We start from the raw sequence: 15889 nt of genomic DNA, 5'->3' as shown, positions 1-15889 counted from the left end.
ATTTAAAATACAATATCAAATGTTAGTTCTTCCGCGCCTCTTTTCACTTTTACTGTTGTGCTGTCGCCTTTTTTAAATTTGCTCAGTCCCTGCATATAGGTTTCCATTGAATTGATCTTGTGCTCTCCCAGCTGAACTACAACATCTCCTGTTTTTAACCCTGCTTTTTGAGCAGCCCTTCCATCAGTAACCCCGTCCACACGTACACCAGAGCCGCTAAAAGTATAATCCGGCATAATTCCCATGGAAACACTAAACCTGGCCGCTGTCCCGGTTTGCTGTTCTCTCGTTTTTGTGAATGCAAGCTTGCCGAGAGACTTGCTGTTATCAACTACCGCGGTGATGTATTTTATAATCTGTAATTCACCGTTGTAGTTGATCTTATCGGCATCATCACCAGGTTTGTGATAATCAGTATGAAGCCCGGTAAAGAAGAATAACACCGGAATATCCTTTCTGTAGAACGAAGTATGGTCACTCGGCCCGGTACCACTTGAATCATATCTAACAGTGAATGGTAATTTCTTAATCCCGGATAAGATGTTGTTCCAGGCTGGAGATGTTCCATAACCTCCGATAGTCACTGTTTTTGTGCTGTCATTCAATCGACCCACCATATCCATATTGATCATATAATTTACATTGGTCAGATTGATCGTGGGATGTTCAACAAAATATTTAGAGCCAAAGAGTCCGAGTTCCTCTCCTGAAAATGCGATAAACAGGTAATTATTCTGTTTAGATTTTGATTTCTTCATCAGCTTAGCCAACTCCATCAGTGCCGCAGTTCCGCTGGCATTGTCATCAGCTCCATTATGAATTTCTTTCGAACCATTACGCAACATGGAATTTCCATCTTCTCCGTACCCCAGGTGATCAAAATGAGCTCCGAAAACTATCGTTGATGCGGCACCGTTATCGATATAGCCTATGACGTTTGACGCCGTCCTCTTTTTTTCAGCCAGGTCACTTTTCAATGTGATATCATAATCAGCAGAAAGATCTTTTAAATATTTTTCCCTTGCCGTTGACATAAGATAGAAGACAGGAATCGCCGCTGTTTCCATTTTGTCGCGGGGATCAAATTTCACATTATCGGCAAGGTTTGAACTATTGTAGAATATCAGCGCCTTTGCTCCTTTTGTAGCTGCATTTTTTATTATGCTCTGAATCTCGGAATTAATATCAAAGTGAGGATTATCCTTGTTGTTCATTAATACGTCACCCAGGTCTTTAAACCACGGCTGACCGCTTTCAGATAATGACAATGATACTACTGCTTCAATAGAACCAGAATTCGGACTAAACGCGAGTGGGAAGAATTCAGAACCTTTTTTCAACTCCTGTCCGTTTACAGAAAAAATGGCTGATGCCCCTATTTCTTTTCCGTCATTTATTTCGAAACTCTGCTGAAACCCCTCAGCGCCTTTTGGAGAAAGTCCTGCCTGCTGGAATTGACTGGTTATATATGTTATTGCCAGCTTTTCACCAGGGGTACCTGCTCTTCGTCCCTCCAACTTATCATCAGCCAGGTAGGATATGGATGTTTTGAGGTTGGCAACAATAGATTTATCTGCCTTACTAAGTTTCTGTGCGAAGCTGTTTGTGGTCAGAAATAACGAAATAAAAAATAAAAATCTCATAGTGAGGTCATTCATTGCGGACAAAGTTAACCGGTAGATATTGATTGCCCTATCGTTAATAAAACTTTTACAAATTCTGCAGAAATCACACCAGATTGCAATTTTTCTATTATCGTAAACTATACCGGCGGAATGAACCTATTTTTGCACACTTTTATTCTTGCAAAGGCCCCAACATATCGCCCTTCTTGGTAATCCGAACAGTGGAAAGAGTTCGCTTTTTAATGCATTAACAGGTCTTAATCAAAAAGTTGGCAATTTCCCAGGTGTTACCATTGAAAAAAAATCAGGCACCGCCGTACTGCCCGGTAACAAAAAAATTACCGTTTTCGATCTCCCGGGTTCCTATAGTTTATACCCACGTCGGGCAGATGAATGGGTAGCTTATCGTGCCCTCTTACATCCGGAGCAGGATAATATTGAGCTGCTGGTGGTGGTTGCTGATGCAAGCAGCCTTCGAAGAAACCTCCTGTATGTTTCTCAGCTGATGGACCTGGGCAAGCCGATTGTCCTCGCGCTTACAATGGTCGACATGGCAAAAAAGCGGGGAATTAAAGTTGATAATGCAGCCTTATCGAATGCACTTGGCATTCCGGTGATTTCAATTAATCCCCGTACCAATAAGGGAATTGATAAACTTAAAATATCCATTGCTGAAGAATTAGAGAAGACAGAACCCGTGTTGCACAAGCATTTTATATCCCTTCCTTCTTCCGCCGAAGCCGCAGTAAAAAATATCCGCGAACTTTTCCCAACCCTGTCCGAATATCACGCTGTGCATTACCTGATGAACCATGAAAGTTTTGGTTTTGATGATGCAATGCAGGAACAAATCGAAAACATAGAAAAAAATTATGGATTCAATCACACAAGAATCCAGGCGGAGGAAATTCAATCGAGATACTCCAGGATCCGCGAGATTATGCATGACTCAGTAAAAGAGGTTACAAATGAGGAAAGAAAGAGGAATACCGAAAAAATTGATGATATACTTATTCACCGGGTCTGGGGATATTTCATCATGTTCGCTGTTTTGTTTCTTTTATTTCAGAGCGTCTTCCTGCTCGCGGAATATCCTATGACCGGTATTGAATGGGTTTTTGCGGAACTGAGTACATGGTTAACGAATATCCTTCCGGCAAGCTGGTTTTCTGACCTGTTGGTGAACGGTGTGATTGCCGGTCTTGGTGGTATAATCGTTTTTGTTCCGCAGATCATGATTTTATTTGGGCTGATCACCCTTTTAGAAGATACGGGCTATATGGCACGCATCAGTTTCCTATCGGACAAGATCATGCGAAAAGCAGGATTGAATGGAAAAAGCGTGATGCCGATGATCAGCGCATTTGCATGTGCCGTTCCCGCCATCATGAGTGCAAGAAATATTGAAAACAGAAAAGAACGTCTGCTTACGATACTGGTTACCCCCTTCATGAGTTGCAGTGCCCGGCTTCCCGTATATACTATTCTGATTGCGCTGGTAATTCCAAAAAAGCTGATCTGGGGTATTATAAGTATGCAGGGTGTTGTGATGATGGGTTTATACTTACTCGGGATTCTGATGGCGCTTGCAGTTGCTTCTGTTCTGAAATGGATCATTAAAATAAAAGAGAAAAGTTTCTTCATACTGGAACTACCACTCTATCGTCCTCCGCGTTGGAAAAATATTGGAATTTCCATGGTGGAGAAAGCAAAGATTTTTGTTCTGGAAGCTGGAAAAGTAATCATGATCATTTCACTTATCCTTTGGTTACTGAGTTCATACGGACCTGGCGACAAACGTGAAGAGATCAAAAAAGAATACGCTGCAAAAATTAAATCAAATCCGGCCGAAGCTGAATCACTCGAATCAGAAATGAATGCCGGACTTCTGGAACATTCCTATGCAGGAATTCTTGGCCACGCGATAGAACCAGCTATTAAACCATTAGGATACGATTGGAAAATAGGCATTGCCCTCATCACTTCATTTGCAGCACGTGAAGTATTTGTGGGCACGATGGCCACACTTTATAGTGTTGGTGGTGATGCCGATGAAGAAAATCCAACGCTCAGAAAAAAAATGAATGCTGCCGTCAAAGAAGATGGATCGAAAGTTTACACGCTTGGAACAGGCGTTTCACTGATGATATTTTATCTTCTTGCGATGCAATGTATGAGTACCATGGCCATCGTTCGTCGCGAAACCGGCTCCTGGAAATGGCCGTTGATTCAATTCGCATTCATGACAGTGCTTGCTTATGTCTGCAGTCTTATTGCGTACCAGGTACTAAAATAGTGAAGCCTCCGCTAAAGGTTATAAGTTATAGGTATTAAGTTGTACGTAAGTGCGCACTGTTTATAAACGATTACATAACGATGCAGAAAATAAAAGAGCTCTTTAAAACCAGGTGAAATTATTGTACTTCTGAGTAGTTACATTCCTGTCTCTTTCCCGGTCGTTGCTGCACCTGTCGCCAGGCGTTTATAACCGATTACCGGCTACCTCATTTTATAGTCAAATCATTGTAAAAAACATCGCCATAAATACTTTAATGTCCGTTTATCTTACAATACATTTATCTTAACCAATTCGGCACGGAGATCTTCCGGATTTGTGAAATGTATTGCGTACATCCCCAGTTCCTTTGCAGGTACCAGATTTCTTTTATTGTCATCTATAAAAACCGCATACTTCGGATCGAAACTAAATTTATCAAATAGCTTTTGATAAAATTGATGTGTCGGTTTTCTCATTTTTTCTTCACCAGAAACCAATACACCATCAAACCATTGTAAAAATTCAAACTTCTCCAGTGCTATCGGAAATGTTTCGGCGCTCCAGTTGGTCAAAGCATAAAATTTGTACTTTCCTTTTGCCTTCAATTCTTTGAAAATATCAACAGTTCCGTGAATCGGACCATTCAGCATTTCAATCCAACGGCCATAATATGCGCGTATAGAATTTTCATGAGAAGGAAATTTCTGAACCAGTTCTTCTGTTGCTACAGCCAGAGGTCTTCCGGCATCCTGCTCTTCGTTCCAGTCTGATGTACAGATATTTTCTAAAAACCATTTTCTTTCTTTTTCGTCTTCAATAACATTTTTGTACAAATGCTCCGGATGCCAGTCAATCAAAACAGCACCAAGATCAAAAACAATTGTTTTTATATTCATTCCGGCAAATTAATTAAAACTAACTCCTGTCCTTATTCTGCTAAGTAAAAGATTATAAGATTCGCGTATTAAACGATCTGCAATTTCTGATCGTGATGGCGGCGGCATATAGGAATTGTTGATCATATTCCAGTCTGCCGGTGTTAATGCCCGCTGATCTCCACGATAAGTTGCCGTATTATTTGTCCAGTTGTACACACCCGGAAAACTATCGAACATGATATTATTTCCACCCGGCATATCATAGATCCTGCATTGAAGAACTGCGCGGCTTTCCATCACTCTCGTAGTTACAAACACCGTCGCATACACAGTTTTGTAAATAGGCTTTGGTGGATTTGCTTTGTCCGTTCCAACTTGTACCTGTGCAGATCTTTTTATCGTATTTGTATTGGAATAAATCTGACCGATCCGAATCGTTGTGTAATTCAAATCCACAATTCTGTCTCCCTGTATGTGCTGTGCCCGTGCATTCCAGTCTGTATAAAATTTCACATTGTTGAATGTGGATGAATTCAAATCATTGACCATCTGGTTCTGCAGAAAATCGTTCTGAAATCCCCAATAACCAAAACCATAGTTGTTATAGTTCACCGGGTTGACAATCACTTTTATAGTTGCCAGGTTTTGTGCTATTGACATTTGCCTCGTCACATCTTTAAAACCTGGCACCGCAGCATTTGCTTTTGAGAACATATCGTAAGCTTTTGCAGCATACGGTCGGTTATTATAAGCCAGGAACTGAACACCCTCATTGTAATATTCATCAGCTGCTTTTTCTTTTGCTCCTGCAATTGCTGCTGTCGGGTCCCAGGGATTGGGAACAACTTCGCTTGCCGCAGGAGTTTTCTTTATTTCCTCGTATAGTTTTGCCATTACAGCCAGCTGATCAGCAACATCCATATATCTGTCGCCGGGAGGCAAAGTGGTTTTAGCCTGCGTGGTGAGCTGCCGTCGTAAATCGGCAGCTTGCCTGTACATGCCCGGCAGAGTTTCAGCAGCCTCTTTGTCATTTGGATTTTTGCGAAGTCTTTCAATCAGAGCAAATACCTGCTTATCATCCCCTGTGTAATACTGACTTACCTTACTCGCTGTGGAACAGCCAATAATAAAGAGCATAAGAATGCCTGAGAAGGCCATTGACCTGCTGAACTTGTGAACCATACTTTTAGGTTTGCTGAGAGATCAAAGGCCGGCTTTCGCACTGATTTCCAGCATCCGGTCGATGGGGATCCTTGCTTTCAGCCTTAAATCCTCATCCATATGAATTTCTGGTAATTCGTGTTTCAAACAAATATAAAGTTTTTCCAGTGTGTTCAATTTCATGTGTGGACAATCATTGCATGCACAGGCATTATCAGGCGGAGCAGGGATGAAAGTCTTTTCCGGTGAGTCTTTTATCATCTGGTGCAAAATACCCGTCTCCGTGGCCACTATATAAGCTCTGGAGCTATCCTGTTGGGTATACTTCAGCAATTGGGTAGTAGAACCTATAAAATCAGCAATTTTCAGGATAGGATCTTCACATTCGGGGTGAGCGATCAATTTAGCGCCCGGATTTTCCTTTTTGAGGCGGGAAATCTTTTCCAGGCTGAAAATCTCATGGACCATACAGGCTCCATTCCATAGCAGCATATTTCGACCTGTGATTTTGTTGATGTAAGCGCCGAGGTTTTTATCCGGTGCAAAAATGATAGGCTGTTCGGGTGGAAAACTTTCGACGATAATTTTAGCGTTGCTGCTGGTACAAATCACATCGCTGAGAGCTTTTATTCCTGCGCTGCAGTTGATGTAAGAAACCACAACGTGGTCGGGATGTTCCTCGCGGAATTTTTTAAACAATGGTGGCGGACAACTATCGCTGAGAGAACAACCCGCTTTCAGATCCGGAATGATTACCTTTTTTCCGGGGTTCAGAATTTTAGCTGTTTCAGCCATAAAGTGAACACCCGCGAAAAGAATGATATCGGCTTTGGTTTTCTCTGCCTGTTGTGCAAGACCGAGGCTATCGCCAATATAGTCGGCAACATCCTGTATATCTGCTTCCTGGTAATAGTGAGCAAGCAACACCACATTCTTTTCTTTTTTCAACCGTCGGATCTCTTCAAACAAATCCAGCGCGGGATCCACCTGGAGATCGAGAAAGCCGGCTTTGTTCAAATTTTTCTCGGCTGTTGCAATGTGTATATCAGGCATAGTATTTATAGTATTATATTATTTTTAAAATAAACTACTACTATTAGGGCTGTGGATTAGTGGATAGTTTTTATTTTAATTATTTTGAAATTAAAGATACTTCAGTTTATACACCATAATCAACAGTTTATTAAGATGGCTGTTTGCAGGACTGATCAGTATTTAAGTTGATTGTTCACAACTGTGTATAAGAGATCATGATGCAAAAAAATTTCTTATATCATTAATTTAATGTTGTGAGTTAGGTTCTGAAAAAGACTGAATTTTCCTTTCATTCCGGATCAGCTTCTTCCAACAGAATATTTTCCCGCAAAAAATCAACGAAAACCAGACCTGGATTCCGGGGTTTTCCACACAAAACCAGCTTCGTTAACACCGGTATGTTGATATTGTTTTATGACGATTTTTTATGATGGGTTTACGCCATTTTGCCGTAGAGGTTTTTAAAAATAAAATACCTGTGAAAGGCAATATCTGTGCTGATTTTAACTGTTTTCCACAGTTTGTTAATAAGCATTTTTAGTCTATTTTTGCCGTCCATTTTAAAAACATACGATTCTTACTATGTCAATTATTCAGCAAATCCGTGATAAGGCGGCGATTCTGCTAACCGGTGCGATTGCCTTAAGTTTGATTGGGTTCCTGGTGCAGGATGCTTTTGTAGGAAAAAGCAGCGGACTTTTCAATAGTCAGGCCGGCATTGTGGGTTCGGTAAACGGTAATGAAATTGATATTAAAGATTTTAATGCCAAAGTGAATATAGCTGAACAGGGATATCGTCAGCAGGGCATGCAGAGCAGCGAAATGATGACCCAGAATATTATTGATAATATCTGGAACAGCTATATACAGGAAGAGGTGGTAAAATCAGCTGCTGAAAAGCTTGGCCTTTCACTTACTTCGAAAGAACTGGGAAGCGTCCTGTTCAGTGAAGATGCTCCACAGGAATTCAAACAACTTTTTACTGATCAGACTACTGGTCAATATAATATAGATGCTGCTAAGACCTGGTTTAATAACCTGAAGAAAAGTAAAAAATCAGAAGATCTTAAAATGGTTGATCAACAGCTGATCAGCCCGATGCATATCCGCAGCCTGATGGATAAGTACAATGCCATTTTTACCAATGGTGTGTATGTACCCAATTGGCTCATCGAAAAGATGAACAGCGACAACAGTAGTTTTGCTTCTGTTTCTTTTGCCGCTATTCCTTACGCTACCATCAGCGACAGCCTCGCATCATTGAAAGTGTCAGACCAGGAGATCACTGAATATGTAAACAAACACAAAGAAGAGTTCAAACAGGAAAAAACAAGAAGTGTTGCCTACGTTGTATTCGATGCGAATCCTACAGCGGCTGATACCAATGCGTTGATTAATCAGCTGAACGGTCTGAAATCTGAATTTGAAACTACAACAGATGCCAAAGCATTTGTTACAAGAAATAATTCGACCATCCAGTTTTATGACTGGTATACCATCAAATCAAAACTCCAGATGGCAAATAAGGATGCTATCGGAGCAATGCCTTTGAATTCGGTAATCGGTCCATACCTGGATGCAGGTGCTTATGCACTTGCAAAGAAAATTGAAATCAGAAGTATTCCAGATTCTGTAAAATGTCGCCACATACTTATAGGTGTAATTGATCCTCAGACTGGCCAGGAAATTATGCCGGATAGCTCAGCGAAAAAACTGGCTGACAGCTTATTTAATGCTATTAAAGGTGGTGGAAATTTCGGCGCATTGGCTGCACAGTTCAGTACTGATAAAGGAAGTAATATGAATGGCGGTGAATATACTTTTTCATCCACCACCAACCTGGATCCTGCTTTCAGGGATTTTATTTTCCTGAAGAAACCAGGTGACAGGGAAGTGGTCAAATCTAGTTTTGGTTATCATATTATTGAAGTCCTCAGCCAGAAAAACTTTGAAGAGGCATTTAAAATGGCTTATCTCGCAAAACGCATCGTGGCAAGCGAAGAAACTGATAATGCAGCCGAAGCCGCAGCTATTCAGTTTTCCGGAAATGCGCGAAATCAGAAAGCATTTGACGAAGCAATAAAAAAACAAAACCTGATGCGTCGGATGGCTGATAATATCCGTGAAATGGATTTCAGTGTTTCAGGTATGCCAAACCGCGCTCTTGTAAAATGGATCTATGAGAACAAACCAGGTACAGTTTCAGATGTGTTCGATATGGGAGATCAGTATCTGGTTGCGATGGTTACCGGTGAAAATAAAGAAGGAACTCAGAATGCTTTAACGGCAAGGATCATGGTTGAACCCATCCTGAGAAATCAGAAGAAAGCAAAAGAAATAATTAAGAAAGTTGGTACAGCCAATACACTGGAGAATATTGCAACTGCGGGTGGTGGCCAGGTTAACCAGGTAGACACACTTCGTTTCAGCGATCCCTTTGTGCCGGGGCTTGGCAGTGAGCCAAAAGTAATTGGTGCAGCATTTAACAAGGCCAATCTGTCTAAAGTTTCAGCTCCTATTGATGGACAGACCGGAGTATATTACATCAGGGTTAATTCGACCGGCGCTTTGTCAGGGCTGGGCTTTGACGTTAAACAGCAGAAAATGGCTATGGAAGGTCAGTTGAAGCAATTTGCAGCATACAGTACATTCGAAGCATTGCGTAAGTCGGCTAAGATTAAAGATGAAAGAAGACAAGCTGGCTACTAGGAAATAATAACACTCATGAGAAAACTGGCTAAGCCTTCTGCCTTCAACGGCAGGAGGCTTATGTTTTTAGGGCACTTATAAATTGAGTAATTTTACAAACTGAAATCGAAGCGCATGAGTGAAGAACTGATCGTAAATAAAGTTGCAGAAAGCGGACTAATCACGTTGGACCTGGCAGACTACTTGCCGGCGAAAGAGATAAAATCTTTTGACCTGAAGGATTTTCTTTTCATGGGCCTGATCCTGAAAGAAAAAGATTTCCGCCAGGCATTGACAACGCATGACTGGTCGCAGTACCAGGATACGCCTGTTGCGGTATTTTGTTCGGCAGATGCTATCGTTCCGAACTGGGCATATATGCTGGTTGCCAGTTATCTCGATGGTGTTGCCTCTTTTGTATATGCCGGCACAAAAGAAGAAACAGAAAAAGCAGCGATCATTCATAATATTCATTCTATTCCTTCTCCAGAATATGAAGGGAAAAGGCTGGTGATTAAAGGTTGCGGAGATAAATCAATCGAAGCATTTGCATACCTGGAGATAACGGGCCACCTCAAACCGGTCGCAAAATCGATCATGTACGGCGAACCCTGCAGTACGGTGCCCGTGTATAAAAGTAAAAAGGGCTGAACGTGTAAGGTTAAACGTAAAACAGCTGGCCTTCGATAAGCTCAGGCCCTAGGCTATTTAGAAAAAAGATCAAGCTGAATTTCATTCCAGGGTACTCGTCTGCAAGGATTTTTACAGATTTTTTTTGGTTCCTTGCATGTAAATATTCCGTAATTCTTTTGTAATTCAGTATAGATATGAATTATCAAAATTATCACCAGGCCCTATTTAGCGATCAGAAACCCCAGGGACTAACGTAGAACGTTAAACGTATAACGTTTAACCCTTTACTCCACTTCTGCAACCAGCTCGATCTCCACTGCAATATTATTCGGTAGCGCATTGGCGCCAACAGAAGTACGGGCGTGTTTTCCTTTTTCCCCAAATACGGCGACAAGCAGATCCGAACAGCCATTCATTACTTTCGGCTGATCATAATAGTTAGCCGTGCAGTTTACCAGCCCGAATACTTTTACAATTCGTTTTACCTTTTTCAGATCACCGCCCACAGCTGATTTCAATGTTGCGATAAGATCGATAGTACAAGCATTTGCTGCTGCGTATCCCTGTTCTGTGGTAAGGTTATCTCCCAGTTTTCCGGTGATGTTTTCGCCTTTCTCATTCCGGGGACCATGACCCGCAAGAAAAAGCAGGTTGCCTGTGCGAACAAACTTCACATAATTAAAGGCGGGATTAGTAGCAGGTGGAAGTGTGATGTTCAACTGTTTTAATTGCTGCTCCGGATCCTGGCCATACAGAGAAACAGAGACGGAAACAGAAAACAAAAACAATGATAAGAAGAGGGATAGTTTTCTCATTGGCGAACTTTCAATAAAGATAAAAATCAATTGACTAAAACCATCCGCGCTTTTTAAAAATCCATAACATCCATAGTGGGATAAAAAACATTGCACCTACAGCAAAATAAAATCCCCATTTATGGTGTGCATAAGGAATAACATCGAAGTTCATTCCAAAAATTCCACCGATAACAGTTGCCGGGGCAAGTACGCAGGTCACGATCGCCATCACTTTCATCACCTCATTCATTTTGAGGTTTACGTTGTTAATATACAGATCCTGCATGCTCATGATCACATCGCGATAGTTTTCGCAAAGATCATATGCCTGAACGATGTGATCATACACATCCTTGAAATATTTTGTCGTTCTCTCTTCAAGAAGATCGCTCTCGCTCCTGATGATTGCATTCACCAGATCACGTACAGGTGTAATATTTCTTTTGAGGATGATCAGTTCTTTCCTGAGCTGATTGATACGCGCAAGACTTCGCGTATTGCTTCTGCGAATAACTTCTTCTTCAAGAATTTCAATCTGCTCACTCACTTTTTCCATCACCACGAAGTAATTATCGACGATCACATCAAGCATGGCGTAGAGGAGATAATCTGCGCTGCGCTGGCGGACAATACTCTTCGGTAGTTTTAATTTGGTACGTACAGGATCAAAAACATCCCGACGCGAATCTTCCTGGAAAGAAATAACAAAATCGTTACCAAGAACAATACTCACCTGTTCGGCTTCAACTGTTTTTTTGAGATCGTTAAAATAAAGCATGTTGAGCAGGCAGAAGAGAACGCCTTCTACTTCGTCCATTTTCGGGCGCTGATTAATACTCAGGATATCTTCCATCAACAGCGGGTGAATGCCGTAATGATTACTTACTTTTTCAACATCAGACTTCCGAAGTCCATCAATATTTATCCAGCTGATGTGGTTCGATGTTTTGAAATCAAGGCAATCTTCAACCGAACCTGAATGGTGCTCGGTGAGAGACTCGCCATTATAGTCGTAAATAAAAACGGAAACCTCATTTGCTTCCTCACGGAAAGGAATAATCGTTGGATTCACATGCAGGATCTCTTTTGTCCTGTGTGAACCAAAAAGCAATGGAAGCCCCAGCATGCGCAGATATTTGCCGCTTTTCATGTCAGCGTCATTTACGATCGGAAAAATTACGGAATAAAAATAATAAACGCTGCCAATGCAAATCCATAACCATGCCGCGATATATAAAACGACCGGGCTGTTGTGCAGACTCAGGCCACAAGAGCGGCTGCGCCGAATACACCAGCGCTATCGCCAAGAACCGGCCTCACCAAAGCGGTATCAACCCTGTTGTTGAATACCCAGTGCTTTAATGCCTCGTAGCCATCTTTATAGAGACTATCAATATTTCCCACCCCACCACCGATAATAATTACATCGGGATCAAGCAGGTTGATCACGGAGGAAACGGCCTTTCCAAAAAACTGATTCATACGCTCGAGCGTAGCTACTGCAGCTTCATCATTATTTTCTGCAGCGCAGACGATGTCTTTTAATGTCACCTCTTTATTCGTCAGAGATTTATAATAGCGCTGCAGCGATGGACCGGAAAGAATGGTTTCGACACAACCGGTTTTTCCGCAATAGCAACTACCTCCTGAATCATCAAGGAAGTTGTGTCCCCACTCTCCCGCAATACCTTGTTTTCCCGCCCACACTTTTCCATCGTGAATTATTCCACCACCGACACCGGTGCCCATGATAATTCCAAAAACCATTGCTGCGTCCGGATAAGATTTTTTAACGACGCCCCAATGTGTTTCCGCGAGAGCAAAACAATTGGCATCGTTTGCTAAGATCACCGGGATGCCAAGCAACGTTTCGAGATCTTTTTGAAGCGGCATTCCATTGAGTGCCGTTGTATTGCTGTTTTTCATTGTCAGCAAAATTGGATCCAGAACACCTGGTGTACCAATGCCCATCTGATCAGGATGTTTTCCTGTTTCTTTTTCTATATGCTGAATCAGCTTTTTAATCTGGTGCAGGATATGATCATAGCCATGCTCTTTTTCTGTGCTCACACGGGAGCGATGCACCGGTGCAGGATCATTGAGTGAGGGCAGGACAATACCTTCTATTTTGGTACCGCCAAGGTCGATACCCCAAAGGAGCTGGCTCATAATCGTTGATTTAAATCGTTTAAGCAAAGTAAAAAACTTTTTCGATCTCCAAATTTTTTCTTGTAGCTGATTTGATAATTGGTTCCGCTTATGGTAACTTCCTTTTTTAAGCCATTAAATTGCTTGCTATGGGCTATGCCGTTCGAATTGCATTGATTGCCGCGTTGGGCGGCTTTTTATTTGGCTTTGAAACAGCAGTGATCTCCGGCGCGGAACAGACGATTCAAAAACTCTGGGAGCTTTCCGCGAGTCAGCTCGGCCTTACCGTAGCTTCCAGTCTCTTCGGTACAGTACTCGGTTCTATTCTTGCTGGTACACCGGCACAGAAATATGGACGTAAGCCCGTTCTCTTTTTCATCGCATTCCTGTACCTGTTTTCAGCGATCGGATGCGCAAGTTCACAGGGCCTTTTGATGTTTGTCTTTTTCAGGTTTATCGGAGGTGTTGCAGTAGGAGCATCTTCTGTGGTCGGCCCAATGTATATCTCGGAAATTGCGCCGGCAAAGTTGCGTGGCCGGCTCGCAGCGTCATTCCAACTGAATATCGTCCTCGGCATTTTTGTGGCGTATGTATCCAACTATTTGCTGGCAGGTGGCGGAGAAGAATCCTGGCGATGGATGTTAGGCATCATGGTGGTACCTGCGGTGCTTTTTACCATCCTTATCCGTTTCATACCAGAGTCTCCACGCTGGCTGATCCTGAACGGAAAAACAGAAGAGGCGATTCCCATACTGAAACGAATAGGCGAAATGGATGTGAATAAAGAGATCGCAGAAATACAGTCGTCTATCAGCGATCATAAAGAATCTTTGTTTCAAAAGAAATACAGAAAGCCTCTCCTCTATGCCATCATTCTTGCAATGTTCAACCAGCTGTCAGGAATCAACGCAATCATCTATTATGCTAAAAGGATTTTCGCAATGGCAGGCTTTGACGACTCGAGTGCATATCTGCAATCCATTTATATCGGAACCGCCAATCTTGTGTTTACATTAATTGCAATGGCCGTAATCGACAGATTTGGCAGAAAAAAATTGCTGCTGATCGGTTCTGCCGGCATGGTTATATTTTTAACTCTCACTGCGCTTGCTTTCAGAGATACATCCGTTGCCAATCCGAATGTGGTATGGTACCTCATCGGCTTTATCGGCTTCTTTGGATTTTCACAAGGTGCCGTTATCTGGGTTTTTATCTCTGAAATATTTCCAAACTCCGTCAGGTCACAGGGCGGATCAGCGGGAAGTTTTACACACTGGATTATGGCAGCAATTATATCCTATGCCTTTCCCGTTATAGTAAATATGTCACCTCAGGGAGGTTTTTATTCTTTTGTTTTCTACAGCGTAATGATGGCGCTGCAATTTCTTTTTGTCTGGAAATTCCTGCCGGAAACAAAAGGTAAAAGTCTGGAGAAAATTCAAGAGGAATTGGGTATACCGTCCTAATTCGGTGTAGTTCAAAGTCGAAAGTCAAAAGACCAGAAAGCGTAAGACCATAGAGTAATTCTGGAAACAATGAGGCTGAGTTAATCCGGCCTATTTTCGAGCGAAAGCAAGTTTCAGGAGTGAATTATTTATACATCGAAACAGCAGGGCCCGACGACCGGTACACCTCTTCTGATTTCTCTGAATTCCCGGTACTAGCCCGTTGCGGCTGTGCTGTTGGCTTCTGGCCCTGAATTACCGAGTAACGACTTTTGCGTTTTCACCCCGGTCTTCCCGCCCTGGACTTCCGGCTGCGCCAGGTCATTTTTTTCCAGCAGACTGAGAAAAGGTTTTTTCATCAGGTACCCAAAATCTTCATCCCTCTCTTCAGGATAATAGCGATCCAGTCCATATCGGATATCTTCTTTTTTCATCGTTCTGAAAGTACCGAACATACGGTCCCAGATTGAAAAAACTGCGCCATAATTACTGTCTGTAAATGGTTGTTTCCAGTGATGATGAACCTTATGCATGTTGGGTGAAACCATCAGGAAACTCAGGGATTTATCCAGCCAAAGAGGAAGACTGATATTGGCATGTGTAAAAGCAACAAATACGGTAAGGATAGTTTGATAGATCATCACGGCGTAAATCGGAGAGCCACTAACCAAAATACCCATCAGGAAAAACAATCCGCGCCAAACGCTCTCCAATGGATGATGCCTCAAACCAGTGGTGACATCAACATTGGTATCCGAATGATGGATGATATGCATCCGCCAGAACAGCGGAATTTTATGTTCAGTAATATGGGAAAACCAGCCGCCGAAAAAATCCAGCACCAATGCTGAAACGATGATCGTTCCAACGAGAGATAAGTGCAGCCAGTGCACTATACCCCATTTTTCGGTTTTTGTCCAATCAGAAAGCAGTACAATCAGAACGCCGAATCCCGTATGAATGATAAGATGGATAACGGTGAAAGCAAGATTTACCGAAGCGTGCCGGACTTTGCTTTTCCTATATCGAAGCGGCATGAGCGGGATTGCGCCTTCAATCATCCACAGAATTAGCAAACCGCCGACAATAATTGCCAGACGTTCGACTGGTCGTTGTTCCAGCGTGTTAAAATGATCCAGGATGGACTGCCACATACTAGCTGTTGAAATATATAAGTTACGAACTAAAATCCATGAAGCGA

At 42.2% G+C, this 15889-nt stretch carries 12 protein-coding genes; 4 read left to right on the top strand and 8 right to left on the bottom strand.

Translation table 11 applies throughout. The annotated features are described in order from the left end of the window. Positions 1–2: 2 nt before the first annotated feature. The gene (locus P2W82_RS05105) at positions 3–1643 is read right to left on the bottom strand and encodes a M20/M25/M40 family metallo-hydrolase (RefSeq protein ID WP_336514772.1); all 1641 of its coding nucleotides are present in this window, start codon (positions 1641–1643) and stop codon (positions 3–5) included. Between the two features lie 160 nt (positions 1644–1803). On the opposite strand from P2W82_RS05105, the gene feoB reads away from it, so the two are divergent. Next, positions 1804–3921, top strand: a complete 2118-nt coding sequence (feoB, locus tag P2W82_RS05100) for a ferrous iron transport protein B (RefSeq protein ID WP_336514771.1) — start codon at positions 1804–1806, stop codon at positions 3919–3921. Positions 3922–4190: 269 nt separating this feature from the next. Here the strand turns inward: feoB and P2W82_RS05095 are convergent, their stop codons facing one another. Genes P2W82_RS05095 through nadA form a run of 3 tightly spaced genes read right to left on the bottom strand, consistent with a single transcriptional unit; the run spans position 4191 to position 6995 of the window. After that, positions 4191–4799, bottom strand: coding sequence for an HAD family hydrolase (locus P2W82_RS05095; protein WP_336514770.1), 609 nt, complete (start codon positions 4797–4799; stop codon positions 4191–4193). 9 nt (positions 4800–4808) lie between these two features. After that, positions 4809–5963: a hypothetical protein gene (locus P2W82_RS05090; protein WP_336514769.1), complete on the bottom strand. Its 1155-nt coding sequence runs from the start codon at positions 5961–5963 to the stop codon at positions 4809–4811. Positions 5964–5984: 21 nt separating this feature from the next. Beyond that, positions 5985–6995, bottom strand: coding sequence for a quinolinate synthase NadA (gene nadA / locus P2W82_RS05085; RefSeq protein ID WP_336514768.1), 1011 nt, complete (start codon positions 6993–6995; stop codon positions 5985–5987). Between the two features lie 564 nt (positions 6996–7559). Between nadA and P2W82_RS05080 the strand changes: the two genes are divergently transcribed. Then, positions 7560–9686 carry a peptidylprolyl isomerase gene (locus tag P2W82_RS05080; RefSeq protein ID WP_336514767.1) on the top strand — a complete coding sequence of 709 codons (2127 nt, stop codon included), beginning with the start codon at positions 7560–7562 and terminating at the stop codon, positions 9684–9686. Positions 9687–9800: 114 nt separating this feature from the next. Next, positions 9801–10316, top strand: coding sequence for a DUF2480 family protein (locus P2W82_RS05075; RefSeq protein WP_336514766.1), 516 nt, complete (start codon positions 9801–9803; stop codon positions 10314–10316). Between the two features lie 266 nt (positions 10317–10582). Here P2W82_RS05075 and P2W82_RS05070 read toward each other — a convergent pair whose 3' ends face one another. The 3 genes from P2W82_RS05070 to P2W82_RS05060 form a co-directional block, all read right to left on the bottom strand. Then, positions 10583–11113: a RidA family protein gene (locus P2W82_RS05070; RefSeq protein ID WP_336514765.1), complete on the bottom strand. Its 531-nt coding sequence runs from the start codon at positions 11111–11113 to the stop codon at positions 10583–10585. Between the two features lie 34 nt (positions 11114–11147). Further along, positions 11148–12245 carry a magnesium/cobalt transporter CorA gene (corA, locus tag P2W82_RS05065; RefSeq protein WP_336514764.1) on the bottom strand — a complete coding sequence of 366 codons (1098 nt, stop codon included), beginning with the start codon at positions 12243–12245 and terminating at the stop codon, positions 11148–11150. Between the two features lie 110 nt (positions 12246–12355). Then, positions 12356–13264: an ROK family protein gene (locus P2W82_RS05060; RefSeq protein WP_336514763.1), complete on the bottom strand. Its 909-nt coding sequence runs from the start codon at positions 13262–13264 to the stop codon at positions 12356–12358. A 128-nt stretch (positions 13265–13392) separates the two neighbouring features. Here P2W82_RS05060 and P2W82_RS05055 point away from each other — a divergent pair, with 128 nt between their 5' ends. Then, positions 13393–14709, top strand: a complete 1317-nt coding sequence (locus tag P2W82_RS05055) for a sugar porter family MFS transporter (protein WP_336514762.1) — start codon at positions 13393–13395, stop codon at positions 14707–14709. Between the two features lie 194 nt (positions 14710–14903). Here P2W82_RS05055 and P2W82_RS05050 read toward each other — a convergent pair whose 3' ends face one another. Continuing rightward, a complete protein-coding gene (locus tag P2W82_RS05050; protein ID WP_336514761.1) occupies positions 14904–15842 on the bottom strand; it encodes a sterol desaturase family protein in 939 nt (312 codons plus the stop codon). Positions 15843–15889 lie beyond the last annotated feature (47 nt).

Origin of the sequence: Pollutibacter soli, from assembly GCA_029269725.1 — a bacterium.
In the GTDB taxonomy this organism is placed as follows: domain Bacteria; phylum Bacteroidota; class Bacteroidia; order Chitinophagales; family Chitinophagaceae; genus Pollutibacter; species Pollutibacter soli.
Note: the sequence above shows the minus strand (reverse complement) of the source record. Positions and strands in the feature narration are given on the sequence as shown.

Bases quoted from the DNA above. Each gene is read 5' to 3' on its own strand.
- P2W82_RS05105 (WP_336514772.1), bottom strand. From the start codon at position 1,643: ATGAGATTTTTATTTTTTATTTCGTTATTTCTGACCACAAACAGCTTC.
- P2W82_RS05095 (WP_336514770.1), bottom strand. From the start codon at position 4,799: ATGAATATAAAAACAATTGTTTTTGATCTTGGTGCTGTTTTGATTGAC.
- P2W82_RS05090 (WP_336514769.1), bottom strand. From the start codon at position 5,963: ATGGTTCACAAGTTCAGCAGGTCAATGGCCTTCTCAGGCATTCTTATG.
- nadA (WP_336514768.1), bottom strand. From the start codon at position 6,995: ATGCCTGATATACACATTGCAACAGCCGAGAAAAATTTGAACAAAGCC.
- P2W82_RS05080 (WP_336514767.1), top strand. From the start codon at position 7,560: ATGTCAATTATTCAGCAAATCCGTGATAAGGCGGCGATTCTGCTAACC.
- P2W82_RS05075 (WP_336514766.1), top strand. From the start codon at position 9,801: ATGAGTGAAGAACTGATCGTAAATAAAGTTGCAGAAAGCGGACTAATC.
- P2W82_RS05070 (WP_336514765.1), bottom strand. From the start codon at position 11,113: ATGAGAAAACTATCCCTCTTCTTATCATTGTTTTTGTTTTCTGTTTCC.
- corA (WP_336514764.1), bottom strand. From the start codon at position 12,245: ATGAAAAGCGGCAAATATCTGCGCATGCTGGGGCTTCCATTGCTTTTT.
- P2W82_RS05060 (WP_336514763.1), bottom strand. From the start codon at position 13,264: ATGAGCCAGCTCCTTTGGGGTATCGACCTTGGCGGTACCAAAATAGAA.
- P2W82_RS05055 (WP_336514762.1), top strand. From the start codon at position 13,393: ATGGGCTATGCCGTTCGAATTGCATTGATTGCCGCGTTGGGCGGCTTT.
- P2W82_RS05050 (WP_336514761.1), bottom strand. From the start codon at position 15,842: ATGTGGCAGTCCATCCTGGATCATTTTAACACGCTGGAACAACGACCA.